Origin of the sequence: Photorhabdus sp. RM322S, assembly GCF_042879395.1 — a bacterium.
Taxonomy (GTDB): Bacteria; Pseudomonadota; Gammaproteobacteria; order Enterobacterales; family Enterobacteriaceae; genus Photorhabdus; species Photorhabdus khanii.
On sequence record NZ_JBHFKW010000022.1, the window covers coordinates 48,522 to 68,978 of the forward strand.

At 41.1% G+C, this 20,457-nt stretch carries 17 protein-coding genes and 1 pseudogene; 7 read left to right on the forward strand and 11 right to left on the reverse strand.

The features are described 5' to 3' along the window. Positions 1 to 113: 113 nt before the first annotated feature. The 3 genes from ACGF63_RS14105 to bla form a co-directional block, all read right to left on the reverse strand. Positions 114 to 530: a type II toxin-antitoxin system VapC family toxin gene (locus tag ACGF63_RS14105; protein ID WP_387631592.1), complete on the reverse strand. Its 417-nt coding sequence runs from the start codon at positions 528 to 530 to the stop codon at positions 114 to 116. Continuing rightward, entirely contained in the window at positions 530 to 784 is a 255-nt protein-coding gene (locus ACGF63_RS14110) for a type II toxin-antitoxin system Phd/YefM family antitoxin (protein WP_387631539.1), read from the reverse strand. The genes ACGF63_RS14105 and ACGF63_RS14110 overlap by 1 nt, the downstream gene beginning before the upstream one ends. A gap of 114 nt (positions 785 to 898) precedes the next feature. Then, positions 899 to 1,786 carry a class A beta-lactamase gene (gene bla, locus ACGF63_RS14115; RefSeq protein ID WP_387631542.1) on the reverse strand — a complete coding sequence of 296 codons (888 nt, stop codon included), beginning with the start codon at positions 1,784 to 1,786 and terminating at the stop codon, positions 899 to 901. Positions 1,787 to 2,532: 746 nt separating this feature from the next. Here bla and ACGF63_RS14120 point away from each other — a divergent pair. Continuing rightward, positions 2,533 to 4,386 carry a polyurethanase gene (locus tag ACGF63_RS14120; RefSeq protein WP_387631545.1) on the forward strand — a complete coding sequence of 618 codons (1,854 nt, stop codon included), beginning with the start codon at positions 2,533 to 2,535 and terminating at the stop codon, positions 4,384 to 4,386. Between the two features lie 74 nt (positions 4,387 to 4,460). Here the strand turns inward: ACGF63_RS14120 and ACGF63_RS14125 are convergent, their stop codons facing one another. After that, entirely contained in the window at positions 4,461 to 5,480 is a 1,020-nt protein-coding gene (locus ACGF63_RS14125; RefSeq protein ID WP_387631548.1) for a helix-turn-helix transcriptional regulator, read from the reverse strand. A gap of 5 nt (positions 5,481 to 5,485) precedes the next feature. Between ACGF63_RS14125 and ACGF63_RS14130 the strand changes: the two are divergent. The 3 genes and pseudogenes from ACGF63_RS14130 (at position 5,486) to ACGF63_RS14140 (ending at position 7,808) form a co-directional block, all read left to right on the forward strand. After that, positions 5,486 to 6,541: pseudogene (locus tag ACGF63_RS14130) on the forward strand (TonB-dependent receptor). A gap of 15 nt (positions 6,542 to 6,556) precedes the next feature. Further along, on the forward strand, positions 6,557 to 7,255 hold the full coding sequence (locus ACGF63_RS14135; RefSeq protein WP_387631551.1) for a helix-turn-helix transcriptional regulator: 699 nt from the start codon (positions 6,557 to 6,559) through the stop codon (positions 7,253 to 7,255). Positions 7,256 to 7,490: 235 nt separating this feature from the next. After that, positions 7,491 to 7,808: a hypothetical protein gene (locus ACGF63_RS14140; protein WP_036847166.1), complete on the forward strand. Its 318-nt coding sequence runs from the start codon at positions 7,491 to 7,493 to the stop codon at positions 7,806 to 7,808. 120 nt (positions 7,809 to 7,928) lie between these two features. On the opposite strand, the gene ACGF63_RS14145 is transcribed toward ACGF63_RS14140, so the two are convergent. The 5 genes from ACGF63_RS14145 to ACGF63_RS14165 form a co-directional block, all read right to left on the reverse strand. Further along, the gene (locus tag ACGF63_RS14145) at positions 7,929 to 8,369 is read right to left on the reverse strand and encodes an OsmC family protein (RefSeq protein WP_152962061.1); all 441 of its coding nucleotides are present in this window, start codon (positions 8,367 to 8,369) and stop codon (positions 7,929 to 7,931) included. A gap of 120 nt (positions 8,370 to 8,489) precedes the next feature. Beyond that, the gene (locus ACGF63_RS14150) at positions 8,490 to 8,924 is read right to left on the reverse strand and encodes a DUF29 domain-containing protein (RefSeq protein WP_387631555.1); all 435 of its coding nucleotides are present in this window, start codon (positions 8,922 to 8,924) and stop codon (positions 8,490 to 8,492) included. A gap of 102 nt (positions 8,925 to 9,026) precedes the next feature. Next, positions 9,027 to 10,235 (reverse strand): tyrosine transporter TyrP, encoded by a 1,209-nt coding sequence (tyrP, locus tag ACGF63_RS14155; RefSeq protein WP_152962060.1) that lies wholly within the window; start codon positions 10,233 to 10,235, stop codon positions 9,027 to 9,029. Positions 10,236 to 10,279: 44 nt separating this feature from the next. After that, positions 10,280 to 12,199: a pyridoxal-dependent decarboxylase gene (locus ACGF63_RS14160; RefSeq protein ID WP_036847162.1), complete on the reverse strand. Its 1,920-nt coding sequence runs from the start codon at positions 12,197 to 12,199 to the stop codon at positions 10,280 to 10,282. Between the two features lie 457 nt (positions 12,200 to 12,656). Then, positions 12,657 to 13,673, reverse strand: coding sequence for an NAD(P)H-quinone oxidoreductase (locus ACGF63_RS14165; RefSeq protein ID WP_387631560.1), 1,017 nt, complete (start codon positions 13,671 to 13,673; stop codon positions 12,657 to 12,659). A gap of 317 nt (positions 13,674 to 13,990) precedes the next feature. Here ACGF63_RS14165 and ACGF63_RS14170 point away from each other — a divergent pair, with 317 nt between their 5' ends. Both ACGF63_RS14170 and ACGF63_RS14175 read left to right on the forward strand, forming a co-directional pair. Continuing rightward, positions 13,991 to 14,233, forward strand: coding sequence for a plasmid stabilization protein (locus ACGF63_RS14170; protein WP_036847160.1), 243 nt, complete (start codon positions 13,991 to 13,993; stop codon positions 14,231 to 14,233). 7 nt (positions 14,234 to 14,240) lie between these two features. Next, on the forward strand, positions 14,241 to 14,927 hold the full coding sequence (locus tag ACGF63_RS14175; RefSeq protein ID WP_152962058.1) for a hypothetical protein: 687 nt from the start codon (positions 14,241 to 14,243) through the stop codon (positions 14,925 to 14,927). A gap of 46 nt (positions 14,928 to 14,973) precedes the next feature. Here the strand turns inward: ACGF63_RS14175 and ACGF63_RS14180 are convergent, their stop codons facing one another. Together ACGF63_RS14180 and ACGF63_RS14185 are read right to left on the reverse strand one after the other, a co-directional pair. Further along, on the reverse strand, positions 14,974 to 15,744 hold the full coding sequence (locus ACGF63_RS14180) for a glucose 1-dehydrogenase (RefSeq protein WP_036847159.1): 771 nt from the start codon (positions 15,742 to 15,744) through the stop codon (positions 14,974 to 14,976). Positions 15,745 to 15,977: 233 nt separating this feature from the next. Continuing rightward, positions 15,978 to 18,389 (reverse strand): DMSO/selenate family reductase complex A subunit, encoded by a 2,412-nt coding sequence (locus tag ACGF63_RS14185; protein ID WP_387631565.1) that lies wholly within the window; start codon positions 18,387 to 18,389, stop codon positions 15,978 to 15,980. A gap of 404 nt (positions 18,390 to 18,793) precedes the next feature. Between ACGF63_RS14185 and ACGF63_RS14190 the strand changes: the two genes are divergently transcribed. Then, entirely contained in the window at positions 18,794 to 20,401 is a 1,608-nt protein-coding gene (locus ACGF63_RS14190; protein WP_036847157.1) for an ABC transporter substrate-binding protein, read from the forward strand. The last annotated feature ends 56 nt before the right edge of the window (positions 20,402 to 20,457 follow it).

Genomic DNA, 20,457 nt, shown 5'->3' on the forward strand with positions numbered 1-20,457 from the left:
TACCAGATAATATTTATAAATAATTTTAATGTATTTTGGGGTGGAAATGTTAAATTTCTTCTATGTGGCAGAGGCTACTTTCCCGAAAGATAACGTCCACATACAAAAACTAACTAAATCCAAGGGTTCAATATTGGCACTCCAGTCAACTCAAAATCGGCCACGTTCCGTGTGACGACGGTCATACCATGAACGAGTGCGGTTGCCGCGATAAGTGCATCACGCTCTGAGCATGGATCAGGTACATGCAGCCGGGCGCACCGCAACGCTACAGCCGTATCTACCGGTAAGATCCGCCCAGTAAATTCCGGTATGACATGGTGGTTAAACCATGAACGCAATAATGCCCCTTGGATTATGTCTCGCCGTTCAATCTGTAAGATACCGGTTTCCAGCTCCATAATGGTAATGGCCGATAGGAAAAGCTCCGCTGCATCAACACCTTCAACCCATGAGGCAACCCCTATATTAGCCTTACCCGCCCGAACTTTCCGAAGCTCGGACACGACATTGGTATCAAGAACAAACATCATGAGAAATTAGCCGGACGGCTATTAATGGTAGCTCGCGCCGGATTGAATTCAATATCTTCAACACCGGGCATTGCCAAAGCATCAGCGATGTTTCTGCGTTGCTTCGTGATCCGTTGATATTCCTCAATAGTCAGCAGGACATGCGCTGGCTTGCCGCGATCTGTGATAAACACAGGACCACTTTTGGCAGCCTTCTTTGCCCTACTAACATCCTGGTTGAGTTCTCGGCTTGATAAGGTTGTGATTAACATAGTACCTCCTAATATAACAATCAATTTATGTAGGTACGTTACTACATAATTATCAAGGGGGCAACTTTGGTGTTACTGACACTCTTAGCACAATTACCTGTATTCCAGAAAAAATCACGCTAAATGCTCCATCACCAACCGCGTAGTTGAAGCCAGTACATCACGGCGTGACTCAGCGTCTTTCTGATGTTGGGTAAAATAAACCGCCAGAACTACAGGTGATCCCCCCTCTGGTGGCCAAAGTACGGCGACATCATTGCTGGTGCCGTAATCACCGCCACCCGTTTTGTCGCCAACGACCCAACCGTCCGGTGTTCCGGCTCGAATACTGGCATCTCCGGTGGTATTCCCTTTGAGCCAGACAACCAATTGTTCACGTTGTGGTGTAGCCAGAGTCTCCCCAAGCACGATTTTCTTCACACTGGTCGCCATTGCCGCTGGTGTTGTGGTATCTCTGGGATCATCGGGAATAGCGCTGTTCAAATCAGGCTCCCAGCGATCGAGCCGGAACGCTCTATCATCAAGGCCTTGAGCAAAGCGGTTTACAGCCTCTAACCCACCCAATTCTTTAATTAACAAGTTCGCCGCAGTATTGTCGCTGTATTGCAATGTTGCGGCACATAATTGTGTGATATTCATACCTTGATTCAGGTTCTTGCGGGCAATTGGAGCATAAGACTGTAAGTCGGACTCACTGTAATTGATATGTTTTGCTAACAGTTCTGATTGGGACATGCTTTTATGCAACACCGCTGCCACCAGCATCAGCTTGAAAGTACTACAGAAAGGGAAACGTTCATTCCCCCGGTACTGGATCTCCTGACCATTCGCAGTATTAATCAATGTCACCCCCAGACGACCTTTTGTTCTGTTTTCCAACTCAGCAAGTTGTTGATGCAGTGATGAAGGAATCGCACCAGCCCATGCTGGAAAAGTGAAGTTGACCAAAGGAAGAGTAATACCTGCTAATAACAGCGAACGTCGCAATGGGGAGTGTTTCATGTTTAGATCTCGTAGATAAATGGTGGAACTACGTGGGAAAAATACATTATAGAGAGAAAAAGAATCTATCGCACTAACAGCAACAACTTATCCATGATAGATTCGTCTGTAAGACTGTATAAAAATTCGCACAACAAATATTAAAACGAAAATTTATTATTTGTTTTGATAATTTAATTTTAATTAAAACAAAAACATAATAATAATCTTATCATTATGTTTTTCCATAAAAACCCAGATAAAAAATAAATAAAAACAGTTTTAAAACCAGATTTAAATCTATTAAATAAACCTATTTTTAAGAAAACATTGATTAAATTAATAATATTTACGCTATAATCTCATTATTCTAACAAATAGAAGTTTACTTTACGTCAACCAATTGAGTGAATCAGCGATAGAATTTCTCCACCAGAATTCACATATCCATACTTTTATTATAAGTATTAAATGGAATTAATAGATCTCTATTTATAATGGCGTGGACTATTCACTATCTATCTTTTAGTCACTGATGATAAAAATGTCAGAAGATTTATTCTCATCCGCGCGGCCATTTATCATATAAACAATATTTTTGCAATATATAGTTTGTAAAAATATCAAATTTTCATGATGGCTCACTAATTTATAAATTAGCAGATGGTTACTCTTTAAAATCCTCACATAGATCTATACTTACCTAGTTCGTTAATATTTTTAGAACACTCTTTTAACCTTATTTTAACCTCACAAGGATATGCATCATGGGTGTTTTTCAGTATAAAGATTTTGATGACACGACTTCTAAAGAGTTATTTTCTGACGCTAAAGCTATTTCCGGGTATGCTTACCATAATCTAGGCAGTGGATTTGCCGAAGGGTATTACAACTATGGTTATGGTTTGGGAATGCCATTAACGCTGGTGACTGCACTTATCGGTAGTACGACCTCACAGGGCGTCTCGACTAAATTGCCCTGGAACCCAGATGCGGAAAAACAAGCACGAGATAAACTAAACGAAGCGGGATGGTTTACTATTAGCGCCGATGAATTAGGCTATAAGGGTAAAACGGATGCTCGTGGTACCTTTTATGGCGAAAAATCAAGTCATTCCACTGCTCAAGCTGAAGTGATGGGAAAATATGACGCTGACGGTAACCTAACATCAATTGGTATTGCATTTCGTGGCACCAGTGGCCCCCGGGAATCAATAATCACCGATACATTCGGCGATATTATTAATAATGTGTTGGTAGGTTTAGGGAAAACAGAATATTCGAATAACTATACACCAAACGCTTTTGGCCGACTGTTAGATCACGTAGCCAACTACGCCAAAGCTCATGGTCTGACAGGGAGCGATGTTCTGGTCAGCGGCCATAGTTTGGGTGGGTTAGCGGCGAATAGCATGGCGGGATCCAGCGAGACGAAATGGGGTGGGTTTTACTCTCAGTCGAACTATATAACCTTCGCCTCGCCATCGCAGTATGAGAAAGGTAACAAGGTGCTGAACGTGGGATATGAGAATGACCCGGTATTCCGTGTACTGACTGGCACCAGTACTACTGCGGCGTCAGTGGGCGTGCACGATGCTCCAAAGGATTCGGCGACAAATAATATTGTCAACTTTAACGATCACTACGCATCAACCGCGTGGAATCTGCTTCCCTTCTCTATTGCCAACCTGTCAACCTGGGTTTCTCATGTCACACCTTTCTATCAGAGTGGTATGCAACGGGTTATGGATTCAACGTTCTACGACCTGACCTACAAAGACTCCACGATTGTCGTCAGCAATCTTTCCAACGTCACCCGTGGTAATACCTGGGTGGAAGATTTAAACCGGAACGCGGAGAAACATACCGGCAGTACTTTCATTATCGGTACTAACAGCAATGATCTGATTAAAGGCGGCAAAGGAAACGATTATCTGGAAGGTCTCGACGGTAATGATATATTCCGCGATGACGGTGGATTTAACATGATTGCCGGAGGGAAAGGCCACAATACTATTGACTTACAGAAGTCGTTAAAAGGCGCGGAAATAGCCTATGACAAGGCGGGAACATTGTATCTGCGCGATGCACACGGTGATATCACTATCGCCACAGATATCGCCACGATAAGAAGCAAGGAAAGTACCTGGTTGTTTCTGACCAAAGAAGTGAATTCGCAGGTCAGAGCCGACGGTTTGCACTCCAACCAAGGGGTGAAGCAGTACGCCAATTCAGTAACCGGTAATGATGGGAATGATACCCTCACTTCCAAAACCTCCGGCTCCTGGCTGTTCGGTCTGGAGGGTGACGATACTCTGATTGGCTTCGGCAACAACAATGTCTTTGTCGGCGGTGAAGGTAACGATGTGCTAAAAAGTCAGGGTAATAACAATACCTTCCTGTTCAACGGCGATTTTGGACAAGATATTGTTTACGGCTACAATAAAACCGACAAACTGGTATTTCTGGGCACAGAAGGCAGCAGTGACGAAAAAAGTAGTTATCTGGATCACGCTAAGATGGTGGACAATAATGTGGTGTTTACCTTTGGACAAAACTCAGTCACGTTGGTTGGCGTCAGTATGGATAGCCTGTTCGCAGACAATATAATATTGGCATAACACAAAAATCGTGCGATATCCCTATCCATAACGTGGCCATTCTTCATGGCCACCTTTTGGCAAAACAGGCGTTTTTACTTAATTTCCGCGGCCATATGTTCGGTAAATGGTGTGTGAACCACCGCATATTTCACCTGCCATGCTTTAGGGTTGATCAAGTAATGTTGCCGGAAGCGTTTAGAAAAATGACTTGGGCTGGCATAACCCACGGCGGTAGAAACATCAGTGACACTCATCCCTTTTTTTAATAAATCTTCTGCGGTCGTCATACGGACATTTTCCAGATATTGATGAAAAGTACAAAAAACAACAGCACGAAATCCCTCTTTTAATTTCCGCTCATTTAAACCAACCGCTTTTGATAGCGATTTTATCGTCCAGGGATAATGATAATCACTGTTAATTATTTTTATTGCATTGTAAACGGCGCGGCGCTGCAAGCTGTTGATCACATCATATTGACAATCATAAATTTGAGCCGCTACACAAGCGAGTATCTCTAATGCTTTCGCCTTTAAATAAATCTTCCTTATACTACCCTTTAATTGACACTTTTCTATTTGATTGACTATCTGCATAAATGGTGGGTAGATAGGGCATGCCATCATCAATACATCACTGTAACTACCGTTTTTCTCAAAACCAGCAGCTAATTGAGTGAAAGACGGTAACTCCTGAGCTGCAATTTCGCTCAATGAAAAACGAATATCGAGAATATGCCATTCTCCACAGCCAAAGAAATTCATGCCACGCGTTATCTTAGGAGAATAGAAAAACAGCATTGTTCCTGAATTTATGTCTAAAACATCGCCATTTTCAATTGCCATCTTGCCTTTCCCACTTAGAACAAAAGCAATTGATACGGTCGGTGGTCCCTCACAGTATTCTATAATATCTTGCTTAATCTCAAAATGAATTCGGTTTATATGAATTCCGTCAGATAATTCTTCTGTTTGAAACGGTGAATTTGCTTCATTTTCCTCCTCATGTGAATTCATACAATGACCAGCAGTGAAAATTTTCAATTTTCTGCTATAAATCGTATATTCGTATTTATGTTGATGGTGTTCCTCAAGATCACCAGTTTTTAACACAAGAGTTGATCAACGTAGAACGTGTAGAATTATTACGCGGTCCTCAAGGCACTTTATACGGCGGAAATGCGCAAGCCGGTGTTATCAATATTATTACCCGCTCACCGAAAGCAGGTCCCTGGCTTAACCTCTCCGGTAATTACTCTAAGCTGAAACAAGGAGGCTCTTTCAGTGGTTCAATTCCACTTATTGAAGATCTCCTTTATGGAAGTACCTCCTTGCGTTGGGTGAAAGAACCCGGACAAATTGATGCATTAAATCATGGTGGTAAAAATATCGACTCCAGCAAAACCTGGCTCGGTAAAGGGCAACTGACATTTGCGCCAGAAGATTCTCCTTTCAGCGCTGAGTTTAGCTTTGCCCATGAAGAGATTTATTTAACTGACGAGCAATTTCGTCAGAAGAAATATGATGGCCCTATTCCTGATCTGACACGACAGGTTGACAGTTATGCGCTTAAGGCTGAATACAATTTCGGCAGCAGCACATTGACCAGTGTGACTTCTTATCAAGATCGCGACATTTACCGTGATTTCATCGGTGGTAAATGGAAAGAGAAACATCACGCCACAACCCAGGAACTGCGTTTAAACTCCGACTTTTCAAATGGGGTTACCAGCGTGCTCGGTGGTTGGTTTTCAGATGAAAGTAATAAACATCATACCAGCAGCTATCCCGGTTACTATGGTGATGCCTTTAACACAATAAAAGGAAGATCGCTGGCACTGTTTGGTGAAGTTAAATTACCGGTTGCTTCTCAATGGGATCTTACCCTTGGTGGTCGTTTATCACATGAAAAATCGCAGATAGACTATTCAGGCCGTGCTGGCATGATGGCGGTCGAAGCTTTTGATAACTAGGTCTCCAGCAATGAATTCACTCCTAAGGCGGCCTTGGGCTGGCAATTGACGCCAGATACCCGTTTCTATCTCTCTGCCACTAAAGGATACAAACCCGGTGGATTCAATAATATTGTCTCCTCCGCCAACGATAGAAAGTCTTACGATACTGAAACTTCAGATAATTATGAGTTTGGCTGGCATAGAAAGATAACGCCTTAAGGGGACTACCTATATATGAATCAACCGAGATGCAAAAATTTTCCTTTGATTACTCGTCAGCTAACAAATATGTGGGATAGAAGTTCTGAACTGTGGTTTGTAAAAGATACAGAGTTCCGTTTAATTTATGGAAATGAGGCATTTATTAAAGTTAATAAACTCCCTAAAAACCTTGATATTATCGGGTATTCTGAAAAAGAATTGCTGACGCTATTTAGTCATTTTGCCCACTTGTTTGAAGAACACGACAGTCAGGTCTTAAAGCATATGCAGAGAATATCAGCCATAGGGATTTACCCAAAGGGGAAAGGTAAACAATTTAGATCTTATTTTTATAACAAATTCCCATTAATGGATGAAAATAATCAATGTATTGGTGTGGTTTCTCATGCCAGAGAAATAGAATATTTTGCAATGGCTCATTATATTAAACATCATATATTTTCCCCTGTTAAATTTAAGCCACCAAACGATATATTGAAAGAGAAAGAATGGGTGGTTATTTTCCTGTTTTGTTGTGGTCTCAGTAATAAAGATATATCGGTCAAAATGGGTATTTCATGCCGTACTGTGGAAAAATATTTCGAAGATATCTATGAGAAACTTTCTGTTGGATCAGTTATGGAGTTAAGATTATTTTGTAAAGAAAATGGCTATGATCTTTATGTTCCACCAAAATATTATAAACCTATGGGATATTTTTTATTAGATTAATATTACGGCCTGCTAAGTTATTGGCATAATTAGCGCCCCTGCTCTATAATAACCCCCTCTATTCTAAAAAAGAGTGGGTTATTAGTTAATTTCAATAAAGTCAACAAAAAATCATTCTTATATTATTTGTTAAAACAAATATCTTTTATATTGGCAGTAAATTGGTGCAAAGATTATTCGCATACTCTACACTTCAAAACACCAAATTTTCTTTATTATTAACCAGGAGTTGAGTATGAAAAAATTGATATCTATGCTATTTATTTTTATTGGTATGATGAGTGCCCCCGCATTCTCAGCGGAAACGAACAGTGGCGTTGTCAAAGTTGCAGAAATGAAAGCTGATTGGGACAATCCTGCACATTATCTTTATACCTTCAGCGGAAATTTAGTCGGTAATTGTGGAAGACCAGGTTATATTTGGTCAGGATCAAGCTCTGAAAACGTTAATAAACTATTAAGCCAAGCTTATGCACAGGGTTTAAATATTAAAGTTGGCATAGAGAATGTAAGTTGTAATATCACTACGGTTTACGTTATTAAACAACAGTAATTAATTATTATATTATTATCAACAGGATAAAGAGTTAAAAATCCTCCACTTCATAGTAGAGGATTTTTAAATTAACTTAAACAATCTTTCCTTTATGTAATTATTTAAATACGGCACCTATTATTCGTAATATATTTCAGTGGCGAAACTTGGCGTATTCTCAATGGTGTCATGAACCGGGCAAGTTTTATTAATAAAATCGACAAAAGCATGAATTTCTTCTTCACTATTGTCAGCTTTAATATAAAATTTTGTCACTATTTTAGAAAAACCTAATTTCGCTTGTTTATTTCTACCAGTGAAACCATCAGTATCAAGCTCACCTTCCAGATCAATGTGAATATCAATTAAATTAATTTTATGCATTTTAGCAAAGGCTTTTGCCACGATACATTTACAGGCCCCCAAGGAACAGAGCAGAGCCTCAACAGGATTCATCCCCTGGTCAGTGCCACCTAAATTACGTGGCTCATCTAAACAAAAGGAGAAATCTCTTGATGTACATTCAACTTTCAATCCAGCTACAGATTTTGCTGTGGCAGTAAATAGTTCTTTCGCCATGATCCAACTCCTTATAATCAACATTCGTTTTTCGTAAGGTCAAACACTGATTGTTATCATAACTTTTAATTTTTCTTTTTTGTTTTTAAAATGCTTATCTTGCTTTCAGCGTCACAAATCTTAATCAGGGTAAAACTCAGAAGACAGGATTTGGGAAATACTCCAAATACATACATCAGGAAACTCATCCAACCCCGTTTCATTCATTGCTGATGCGACGGCTTTCGACCAAACAACATCAATCCAATCTGAATCGCTTAATTTCGTCTTTAAACTGGGTGATTCTTTTAAGCCATAAAGAATTTCTTTTCTTTGCGCTTTAATTGTTCTTTCCCAACTTGTTCCTCTATAACTTGGCTGATATTTCCATTTCAGTAAATGAGCAATTAATACTCCCATGCGGCTAGCCAATTCACGCTGCTCACTCTTACCTACGTCTTCGATTTCCTCAGCAATGTTGACTATGTCAATCTCAGAAAATTTACCGGCACGCAATAATGCCGCCTGCTCATTTGCCCAGGCGACTACATCAGTTTCGTAACGTGTATGATTCATAACTGCCCCCACTAATAGGCCTGCCATACAAATAATTCATATGGCAGTTTGTCAGAGAATACATTCTGGGTCAAAAAAGAACTTATCTTCAAAACAGCATGTTCATCCCACTTTCGGCAGCACCCCACTCACAAGCGCGATCTGAATTGCTATCACAGCAACACCACAGGCAAATACCAGCGCCAATACTGGTTTACCACCTAATACCCGATACCGGCGTTCATTGTGCTGGCGGGATCTAAATGCCAGCAGGCTGGGTAATACTAGCGCCAAAATGGATAAAGCAACTGCGGCATATCCCAAAGCCATTACAAAACCTTTTGGATAAAACAGAGCGAAAACCAGTGGGGGAACGAAAGTCAGCAACCCAGTCTGCATACGCCCTGTTATATTACTTTTACGCTTAAACAGATCACCCAGAAAATCAAACAGACCAAGTGCAACACCAAGAAATGAGGTAGCGAGCGCTAAATTGGCAAACATTTGTACTGAAAGCTCCGTTTTCGGTGAAGCAACAACTTCACGAATGCTGTGTAATAAGCCATTCAACCCTGAGTTTTCAGCTAAAATACCAACAAACGTGACGGAGTTGATACTGCCCAACGTTGCTAATTGCCAGAAAATATAAGCGAGTAGCGGAATGGCGCTACCGATAATAAACACCCAGCGTAATTTACGTATATCTCCATCCATATATTTTACAATGCTGGGAATACTGCCGTGAAAACCAAACGAGGTGAAAATCACAGGAATTGAGGATAAGACTAATCCTTGTTCTAATGGCATAGTCAATAAGTTGGCATGCTGAACATGCGGCATCATCAGTCCTAACATCAATATTAGGAAAATAATTTTTGCACTGAAAAGTACCCGGTTAACCATATCTACTGAACTGGTGCCAATGCAAACAACCCCACCGCCAATCACAGTAAACAACGCAACACCGATTGAAGCTGGCAAGGATAAATCAAACCATTTATTGATATTGGTTGTCAGTAATTCCCCTGCACCACTGATATATGCAGATGTCAGCGCATACATCAGAAACATCATGCTGAAACCGGCTAATATTTTACCGCTACTACCAAGATAACGTTGTGCCAGCGTTCCCAACCCCGTATCAGGAGATTCATACTGATAAACTTCAACCATCAATAATGCGGTATAGCTCATCAAAACCCACAATCCAACCAGCATGATAAAACTTATACCAAATCCTACACCGGCGGTCGCTAATGGCATGGCCAGCATTCCAGCACCAATCGTAGTCCCGGCGATGATAAAGGTACTTCCAAGAGTACGGTTTTTCATATTTTTTCCCTTCAAATAAACAGCAAATGTTTAATAATAGAAAATCAGGCGTCTTTCTTTTTTTCTTGTTCATCAACGATCTGAGTCAGTTTTTTAATAAAAATCTTCTGGAGCCGTTCCCAATACTCGTCAAAATCATCAATATTACGCAAACAATGGGTCATGACTGCGGCACGTAGCAGATACAGGCTGTGAACTTTCTCCCATTCTTCCCGGCTGAAACCACAGCTTTCAACATAATGCCAGGGAGTATCACCATATTCTCCATAACCAAGAGAGGTGGAAGAGGTCAGAAAATCATTAGTGTAAGTACGGCCAGAGGCATATGAACAAAGCTCATACATGCGTTTATTAAGGCGGTTGTGATGCCCCAGATCGTCATTGCCTTGCTCTTTAAAAGTAAAATTGACCATATGGAAATCAGGATGCGGCATGGCATGAATTTCAAAACGACGTTTACCAACAACAAGGGGCTCTGCCATTAAAAGTTTTTTAGTCATCCAATTGGCTGCCACAATGCCTGAAGCAATCACTTTTCCATAGCCGCTGATATTCAGTGGAACCAATCGGTGTGCAGCCCAAATTGCGGCTGCGCTAGCCCCAGCTTTTGAACCCTCCATAATCGAAGCGCCGAGCACCACATGCCGGTTAACAGGTTGCTCCGATTGCGCCTCAACGTCTTCAAACACATAAGCCGCACGGTAGGAAATCAGGTCAACAATACGCTTATCTTTCATACATACCGCACCGGCTGCATATTGAATAAATCCAACTTTATGTGGGTCTACGGTAATCGAATCAGCCTGACACATTGCCCTGAAACTTTGATAAATTTCAGGCTTAGGCCAAATAATATCTTCAGGAGTAATGTCTAATTCACGATAACGGCGGATAAGTTCATCATATTCCATCAACTCACCCTGTTCGTTAAGAAACATTGCGCTGGCATACCCTGCATAAGCCGCATCAATATGCAAATAAAATGAGACGCCATAACGCTCTTCACACTCTTTACGCAACGCAATAACTTCATCAACTCGATCAATGGCACCTACTTCAGTGGTTCCAACGACAATCACCATAGCCAAAATCGGTTCGCCCTGCTCTATCAGGCTGAACGTGATTTCCCGCATTTTTTCAACATCAGTACGATAGTTTTCATCTACCGGCAGTGAAACAATGTGCTCTTGACCGATCCCCAGAACATCCACCGCTTTCATCCATGAATAATGCTTCGACTGCGGAACCAGAACTTTGCCAAGCATTCCTTGCTTTATCCCAATACCACGGCAAGAAAGTTCACGAACTTCTTCGAAAATACCACGCCGTTTTAATTCATCAGTCAGATCCAGAATATCTGATGACGACATATTCAACAGTTGTTGTTCTGATTTATTCTCGACCAAATCACAGGATTGCGGGTGTTTTGCAATGGCAAGCGGCATGGTTTTTAAATTACGCGCAACCCATAATCCCTCATAGTTGGCAACGGTTCCACCGGATGTGATATGCCCCCAGGCCCGGCGGGTGTCATAGCCAAACATCTTGCACAAATCCAACCCTGCTTCAATTTCCAGCTCGGTGGTTGTCGGGGATGACTCATGAGCACAATTGTTCGGGTTGTACATCATCGCCATGACATAAGCGAGATTAGAAACCATTAAGGTATCGGCATTGATATGCCCCATATAGCGAGGAGAAAACCAGGGAACAGAGGTGTTTTTCAATTTTGCAGAGAGCTGGTTCAGAATCCCCTCCGTTCTATAAAGGGTTTCTCTGTAATCAGGTTCATAACGATCTACTGAAGTTACCAAGGCGGGATCTTCTGGATGAAAATCAGAACGCCAGTGCATATGCTCACTTACGGCATATTCCATCATTTCTCTAAAAAAAACCGCATTTTCTGATTTAGGGCCTAAAAACAACGCATCAATGTTTAAGTGCGAAGTAAACTGCTTAGTCATAATCACCTACCCTTTTCCAACTGACAAAAACGACTGTCAGCAACAGAGAGATTTCGATTTTCTTTATTTATTAATGAAATCACTATCATTCTCTGATAAGCAGACAGAAACTTTTATGCCACCTGACTTACTAAAAGCTGGTAATACCTCAGTAATCCAGACATTAAAAAAAACCTATCAGGTGAAATTGATTAGTCATTAACATGTCTATAACCGATCATTTGTTAATAGATATAGTCCATATTTGTTAAAATATTAATAATAATATTAAATATAAATTCTGATTTTGTGCGCGAGGACAAATAACGGATAAAAACCAAGCAGAAAACAGAGGGGAATAATAGCTTATTAGATATTAAGCTTATTAATCATAAGGATTTTTTCTAACATGAAACTGTTAATAGGCAAAATGCAGGGCTACCCGTTGAAAATAGCCCTGATTTAAGAAGAAGTACTTTCAAGACGATACATTTACCAACATCACTTTGCCGATAACATCACCCGCTTCCATCATACGATGTGCATCAGCGGCATCTTTCAAATCAAATACTTTACAAATTAATGGGCTGACTTTTCCTGATTTCAGCAGTGGCCAGACATATTCTTCTAATTCCCTGGCTATCTCTGCTTTTTCCTCCACACTGCGTGAACGTAATGTAGAACCCGTATGAGTCAGACGTTTTTGCATTAAAGACATCAGGTTAAGGTTTTCAGGATCCCCTTTCATCATACCAATCTGAATAATTCGCCCGAACTTAGCAGCAACTTTATAGTTTTTATTGACATAATCACCACCGATTAAATCAACAACCATATCAACGCCGTGATTACCCGTTATTTTCAATACCCGATCAACAAAATCTTCTTTTCGATAATTAATAACAAAGTCAGCGCCTAAACTGTGTGCAACTTTAGCCTTCTCATCCGAGCCGACGGTGGTAATCACTTTGGCGCCGAAGGCTTTTGCTAACATAATAGTGACACTCCCTATTCCAGAAGTCCCACCATGAATCAGCAAATTTTCTCCTTGTTTCAACTTGCCAGTCTGGAAAACATTAGCCCAGACCGTAAAAAAGTTTTCCGGCAATGCCGCCGCCTGGACAAAATCCAACCCATATATGGGTAAAGCTATGGAATCATGTACCAGGCAATATTCAGCATAACCACCGCCGGCAACAAGAGCGCAAACCTTATCGCTAATATTCCAGCGTTCACAACCTTCACCTTTGGCAACGACTTCTCCTGCAATCTCTAGCCCTGGTAATGGAGAAGCATCAGGTGGTGGTGGATAAGAACCCATTCGCTGAAATATATCAGGTCGGTTAACACCCGCCGCAGCCACTTTAACGAGCAAGTAGCCTTTTTCTAATCGTGGTAATGGCGTCTGAACCAGATGCAATTTTTCCGGGCCGCCAGGCTTAACAATACTGATCGCTAACATATATTGGGGTAATGAATTGATTTGGCTGTGCATACATACCTCTTATTTCTTCTGACGATCCTTTTTATGGATTTCGTTTAATATGATAAGTGGGATTTGAAGTGCCGTAGGACAAAAAACCCATTAAACCATGACCATAACAGAAAACTGTTATATGACAAATATGTGAATAACTCAGAATAAGTCATTACCAACATCATTGTCGGTTATCTGTTCGTTTTTTCTCACGAGTCGTTTCTTTTCTTTAAAACTTTTTCATCTTGGAGCCGCAGAGGTACAGTTGATAAATGTTGTCTTTATGATGTCATTAATTTAAAGTGCAATCATTGATATCAAAAAGAGGTATTGATATGTCATCTGTCACTATTCGCAATTTACCGGATGAGGTACACCGCGCTTTACGTGTGCGAGCCGCAATGCACGGTTGCAGTACCGAGGCGGAAATCCGCAATATTCTGGCCGCTGCTGTTAAGCCAGAAGGACGTGTACGCCTAGGAGACGCACTTGCCGCGATTGGCCGCCAAGTGGGGTTGAAAGACAAGGATTTTGAAGGTTTTCAGCGTGATAAGATACCAGCCGAGCCGATGGTTTGAGGTACGAATGGAGGCAACAGCCGAAGAATCCAATAACCGGGTAATAAAACCGACAAGTGGGTTTGACCAATCTGAACTTATCAAAGCACGCGTCATCAACCTTGCCGATCATTTTATTGATGTGCTTAGAAAAAAAGATCCGGATAGTATTTCTCTATTATTGACTCTACCTGATGATGAGTTTTGGGCGGAAATCAAAGGACGGGCCAATTATATTAAAATAGTGGAAACGGTCACTCCGGAAAAGAAAAAACATGAGGAGTTTATCGAAAGCAGGAACGCTTTCCTTACCTGTCTTGGGGAATTCGGCGGAGTTTATAAGTCCAGCAAGGTGGCTGACATATTAGGCATAACCCGCCCGACAGTAAATAAATATGGTGAGAATCATAAACTCATTGTACTCAACTGGGGAATTGAAAACTTATACCCTGTTTTCCAGTTTTCGGTAAATAAAAAAACCAGTAATAAAGGATATTTAAAAGGTGTTCCGGAAATACTGGCTAATATAGGGAAAGTAAGTGACGTCAAGAAATGCCATTTTTTCATCCGTAAAATCAATACATTTGAGCTTGATATGGGTATAGACGGATCTACAACAGTACTGGATATTCTCAGAAATGGCGCGTCCAATGATGAAATTGCTCAATTAGTGAGACTGGCGCAGATCTTCGGCTCTTCTGACACAAAAGCCTGAGCAAGTGTTATTTATGCTATGGTGTAAAATCTGAGCCAATAAACGATCACAGCACCACTGTTTGCCCACCATCGACAAGTAGAGACACACCCGTTACGAACGACGCAAGATCCGAACCTAACCACACCACCGCATTTCCTACCTCTTCTGGCTCACCCAAGCGCCGGAGTGGCATCCGTTCACACAATGCATCAAACATTTTGGCGACTTCAGGCGAAGAAAGCGGAAGCGCTGTATTGATCAACCCTGGACATACCGCATTGACGCGGATACCCGCTGGCCCAAAAGCATCGGCCAACGCAGCTATCATCATATTTACGCCCGCTTTGCTGGTGGAATAAGCTGTCGTGAGTTGACCCGTCCTAATGGATCCCATACTCGACGTTGCCACGATACTCCCACGTTTGCCCAGTTTCATCATCTGTTCAGCCGCCGCCTGTGCACCGAATAGAACGCCATCAAGATTGACGTTAAGCAGCTTGTGAAAATCGTCCGGACTAATTTGTGGGCCATCAGTGGATAACGCAATTCCGGCGTTACAAGCCATTAGATCAACACCACCAAACGGCGTAGAAACATCGACCAACGAGTCCATATCACTCCGTGAAGTGACATCACACTGATGAAATATCGCTTCCACATTCATCGAACGAAGACGCTGGACCAGCGGTGTTCCTCCTTCACGAGGTTGGTCCGTAATGTCACCGATGATCACAACCGCTGCACCATGACGGGCAGCCGCCAAAGCAATACCCGCTCCGATGCCACTTGCCCCACCAGTGACAATCACAACTTTGCCTTCTAGCATACGATCCATGATGTACCTCATTATGTCGTGTGTGTGAGATCAACTATTGTTTTATGGTATACAAGCTACCTCTTGTGAGATTATTCCGGCAATGCTTGAAAGAGGTGTTTCGGTGAGATAATTTTGGTTTTACAAGTTATATCTCACTTTTCTTGAATACCTAACATATATCCGAACCTTCGGCTATCGTCAGAGCAGTCTTTGGCGTTGATTAGACTCAGGGAACACAATATGCTATAAATTCACTCATGCTTTTTTACCTCAACCAATAATGTTAGATGAGAGTTTCCGTGCGCAAGTGCTGTTTTACGGGATGATGTCAACACATTGACACAACCACCCCAATCAACACCATTTTTATCCGGTTGCCACCATGCACCGGCTGGCATTGCCACCACACCGGGAATAATACGTTGAGTAACTTCAGCAGGAACCATAGAAATACCACGATCATTAAATACACGCACCAAATCCCCCGATTCAATATTGCGTTTCTGTGCATCCAGAGGATGAATCCACAATTTCTGGGTTTGAACTTCCTGTACCCAAGGGTTTGAATATTGGGTTGAATTAGAGCGGTTTTTCCCTTTCCAGGTAATTAATTGCAATGGATATTTTTCAGTTAATTTATCCTCCGGCCCTTCAAATGCCGGTACATAATGTGACAATGCCGGGATTTCAGGATTTTGCATGTCGTACAAGCGCTTAGAAAATATTTCTATTTTTCCTGACGGTGTTGGAAATGGATGATTTTCCGGGTCACGAATATTGTCTTCGAAAGCGACGTAGGGCGGTATTTTGAAAAGATGTTTATGCGTACTTTGTAATTCTTCAAAAGTTGGCAAATTTGCTTCCGGCATTACCTGACGATTAGATTCCATAATATGAGCTATCCACTCTTTTTCGTCACGACCTTCACTGAACTCACGTTCAACACCCAATTTTGCTGCGACTTCGCGTATCCATTCATAATCAGAACGCCGTTCGAATTCAGGTTCAATCAGCTTTGATGACAGAATGAAATAACTGCCGGTACCCCAGGGATAAGCAATATTCCAGCGTTCCATAAAACTGGTTTCCGGCAATAAGATATCTGCATATCGGGCACTGGGCGCCAGGTAAAGATCACTGGAGACAATGAACTCAATTTTAGATTCATCTGCCAATATTTTGACTGCCTGGTTGATATCTGGGTTTTGATTGGCAAGATAATTACCCGCAAGTGAGAATAACACACGGATATTGGTGTTTAATTTATCGGCATTAACCAAACCCTCTTCCGGGGTAACTTTACTGGCATCATCGGCGGCCTGAACCCAATTCATAACGGAGATTTTTTCTTTTACCGGGTTTTTACCCAGATCAAGCCCGTACAGATATTTATTCCCCGCAACACCCCCGAAACCTGCTGCCCACCCGCCTTTTTTACCCACATTACCGGTTATTGTGGCTAAAATTGTTGAGCCACGTGCGACACGTTCGCCACAGATATGACGTTGCGGTCCCCATCCCTGCATCAGGGCTGCGGGTTTAGTGCTGGCGTATTCACGAGCAAGCTGACGAATTGTATTTGCCGGCACTTTAGTGATTTTTTCAGCCCATTCGGGTGTTTTTACCCTGCCATCTTTAGCGCCCGTTAAATAAGCAACCAAAGATTCATTGGCAGGAACACCCTCCGGCATATTGTCTTCATCAAAACCAATGGTATAACGATCAATAAACTCTTTATCGTGCAAATTTTCACTGACAATCACATACATCATTGCATCCATCATCGCGTTATCGGTTGTTGGAAGCAAAGGAATCCATTGGTCAGCCAGCGAGGAAGCAGAATCGGAATAACGGGGATCGACAACAATAAATTTGGTGCCGTTTTTCTTCATTTTTTGGAAATAGTGATTGGTGTGACCAAAAATAGTTTCAGCCGGATTATGGCCCCAAAGAATCACCAATGGCGTATCTTCCAAAGTATCCAGTGTGCTGCCGGAAGTTGCCACACCATAGGTATAAGGTGTCGCTGCCGCTGTATTACCCATACTCACGGAATGGTAAAATTGTAAATGCCCGCCGGTAATATTCAGTAAACGACGCAACATTTTATCACCGGATGATACCCCCCCGATTACGGCTGTATTAACGCTGACATAGCGACAAGCCGGGCCATATTTTTCAGTCATGTGTTTCAGCTTATCTGCAATAATGGTTGTTGCCTCATCCCAGGAGATTCGCTCAAACTTCCCCTCTCCCCGTTTGCCAACCCGTTTCATCGGATATTTTAAGCGATCAGGGTTATAAACAAATTTGCGATAGCCTTTGCCACGAACGCAAGCCCGCATAATCGGCATGGCTTCATCAAGTTCATGATCCGGTCTGGTGGTTATCCGGGTGACGACGCCGTTTTTAACATGGGCGCGGATATCACATCTTCCCCCACAATCAAACGTACTACAGGTTGGTACGACTTTGGTTTCGCCGGTATCGACAACGCTAACTGGCAGAGATCCCTGATTTTTTTTCTCCTCTGCAACCGTTGTGCGGGCAGAAACAAAAGGGACAGAGATAAGTGCTGCACTGGCCTGAACAAAACGACGACGGCTGACCACCAACTCATCACTCTGTTCATTGACTTCATAATTTATATTTTTATTTTTCATAATTAGCCTTCATATTGCATTTCATGAGTATGATGCATGTTATGCAGGAAAAACGGGGAAAATTTTGATAGTGCTCAAGTATAAATATAATTTAGTTCACATTTTCTTGGAAAATTTTACTAAATCTGGTTAACTCGTTAATGCTGAAAAGAATAGAAGAAAGGTATCACTGATGCTATTTAAGCATAAGGATCCAGCCCTCTTTCTCTTTTCAAACTTATGGTAAGAACAAATAGGATATTCAAGAGAATAAGCTTGCCAACGACTGAATGACGACCAGAGGATTTTATAACAATAAACATATCTCCGTATCTGGACAGGATTATTTCCAGAAAAATCAATACCAAGTGTTTATCAATCCACAACATCAATTTAAAAAATGAGATATTATTGGAGAGAGAATAATGAAGAAAGTAATAAAGAATATATTTTTATTCACTGGTTTTATAGTTGGGAATTTAACATTATCTCACGCGGCAATTATTCCAGAAGATACAATCTTAGCAGTTAAGCAAGATATCGTTCGTAATAATGGTTCAGAGCCTGTCTCTCTTGATGTCCATAAAGTTGAAAATGATGTTGAATTTAATATTATTCATGATTTTTTCAGTGGATTAGTCAGCACAGGCAATGATGGAAAAATCAATCCTGATTTAGCGACTCGTTGGGAAACCAAAGATAATAAAGTCTGGTTATTTTATCTAAGAGAAGGCATAAAGTGGTCTGACGGTTCACCTATTACTGCGCATGATGTTGTCTTTAGTTGGCGACGTTTGGTTGATCCCCAAATTGCGTCTCCATATGGCAGTTATCTTGGAAACATGCATATAATCAATGCTAAAGATATTATTTCCGGCAAGAAAAAAACCGATGAATTAGGTGTTAAAGCATTGAGTAATCTGACAGTGGAAGTCACATTAGAACAACCCGTATCCTATCTTTTACAGATGCTGGCTTATCCTGTTATGGTGCCTGTCAGCCAAAAAGCCATTGAAAAATATGGCGATAAATGGACTCATCCAGATGTATTTGTTAGTAGTGGACCATTTAAATTGTCTGAATGGATTGTTAATGAAAAAGTCGTTGGCGTCAGGAATTCTCAATATTGGGACAATGCACATACTGTTATTAATAAAGTTACTTATCTTCCGATAGCATCGGAAACAGCAGATGTGAATCGTTATCTGGCCGGAGAGATAGATATAACTAAGAATATTCCATCAGTTTTATTTCAATCTTTAAAAACTAAATTAGGCGATCAAGTTCACATTACACCCGCATTAGGCGTTTATTATTACGATTTTAATAACCAAAAAGTGCCTTTTAATGATGCTAGGGTAAGACAAGCATTAAATTTGGCTTTAGATAAAGAGATAATAGCACATAAAGTCTTAGGGCAAGGCCAAGAACCCGCCTATAATCATACCCCACCCAATACCGGAGGAATGAATTTAGAGCAACCTGATTATGCATTATGGACGCAGCAGGAAAGAATTGAAAAAGCCAGGCAGTTATTAAATGAAGCCGGTTATGATAGAGATAATCCATTGAAATTTAAACTTCTTTATAATACATCAGAGGAGCATAAAAGAATTGCGATTGCCGCGACTTCAATGTGGAAAAAAAATCTGGGTGTAGATATTGTTTTGCAGAATCAAGAACGAAAAGCACTGTTAGATGTCATTCATCAAGGTAATTTTGAGATGGTGAGATATGCACGGATTGCTGATTATAATAATCCTGCATCGTTTTTAAATAACTTTGTGGCTAATAGTTCTAATAATACTTTCTTATATAGCAATGAAACTTATGATGATTTGATAAATAAAGCCAAAGCAACAAATGATCGAAAATACTTTCAACAAGCAGAAAGTATTCTGGCAAAAGATGTACCAGCAATTCCTGTTTATTATTATATTGGTGCCAGATTAGTAAAGCCTTATATTGGCGGATATTATCTTAGCCCACTCGGTTTTGTGTCGTCGAAAGATCTTTATGTTATTAAACATTAGCATAACATTCTTGTAGCATTTAAGTGGATATTACGGTTTTGAACAGCTTGATTTGT

What these genes read in the sequence shown, in the direction of transcription:
- ACGF63_RS14105 (WP_387631592.1), bottom strand. Translation starts at nt 530, where the DNA reads ATGTTTGTTCTTGATACCAATGTCGTGTCCGAGCTTCGGAAAGTTCGG.
- ACGF63_RS14110 (WP_387631539.1), bottom strand. Translation starts at nt 784, where the DNA reads ATGTTAATCACAACCTTATCAAGCCGAGAACTCAACCAGGATGTTAGT.
- bla (WP_387631542.1), bottom strand. Translation starts at nt 1,786, where the DNA reads ATGAAACACTCCCCATTGCGACGTTCGCTGTTATTAGCAGGTATTACT.
- ACGF63_RS14120 (WP_387631545.1), top strand. Translation starts at nt 2,533, where the DNA reads ATGGGTGTTTTTCAGTATAAAGATTTTGATGACACGACTTCTAAAGAG.
- ACGF63_RS14135 (WP_387631551.1), top strand. Translation starts at nt 6,557, where the DNA reads ATGAATCAACCGAGATGCAAAAATTTTCCTTTGATTACTCGTCAGCTA.
- ACGF63_RS14140 (WP_036847166.1), top strand. Translation starts at nt 7,491, where the DNA reads ATGAAAAAATTGATATCTATGCTATTTATTTTTATTGGTATGATGAGT.
- ACGF63_RS14145 (WP_152962061.1), bottom strand. Translation starts at nt 8,369, where the DNA reads ATGGCGAAAGAACTATTTACTGCCACAGCAAAATCTGTAGCTGGATTG.
- ACGF63_RS14150 (WP_387631555.1), bottom strand. Translation starts at nt 8,924, where the DNA reads ATGAATCATACACGTTACGAAACTGATGTAGTCGCCTGGGCAAATGAG.
- tyrP (WP_152962060.1), bottom strand. Translation starts at nt 10,235, where the DNA reads ATGAAAAACCGTACTCTTGGAAGTACCTTTATCATCGCCGGGACTACG.
- ACGF63_RS14160 (WP_036847162.1), bottom strand. Translation starts at nt 12,199, where the DNA reads ATGACTAAGCAGTTTACTTCGCACTTAAACATTGATGCGTTGTTTTTA.
- ACGF63_RS14165 (WP_387631560.1), bottom strand. Translation starts at nt 13,673, where the DNA reads ATGCACAGCCAAATCAATTCATTACCCCAATATATGTTAGCGATCAGT.
- ACGF63_RS14170 (WP_036847160.1), top strand. Translation starts at nt 13,991, where the DNA reads ATGTCATCTGTCACTATTCGCAATTTACCGGATGAGGTACACCGCGCT.
- ACGF63_RS14175 (WP_152962058.1), top strand. Translation starts at nt 14,241, where the DNA reads ATGGAGGCAACAGCCGAAGAATCCAATAACCGGGTAATAAAACCGACA.
- ACGF63_RS14180 (WP_036847159.1), bottom strand. Translation starts at nt 15,744, where the DNA reads ATGGATCGTATGCTAGAAGGCAAAGTTGTGATTGTCACTGGTGGGGCA.
- ACGF63_RS14185 (WP_387631565.1), bottom strand. Translation starts at nt 18,389, where the DNA reads ATGAAAAATAAAAATATAAATTATGAAGTCAATGAACAGAGTGATGAG.
- ACGF63_RS14190 (WP_036847157.1), top strand. Translation starts at nt 18,794, where the DNA reads ATGAAGAAAGTAATAAAGAATATATTTTTATTCACTGGTTTTATAGTT.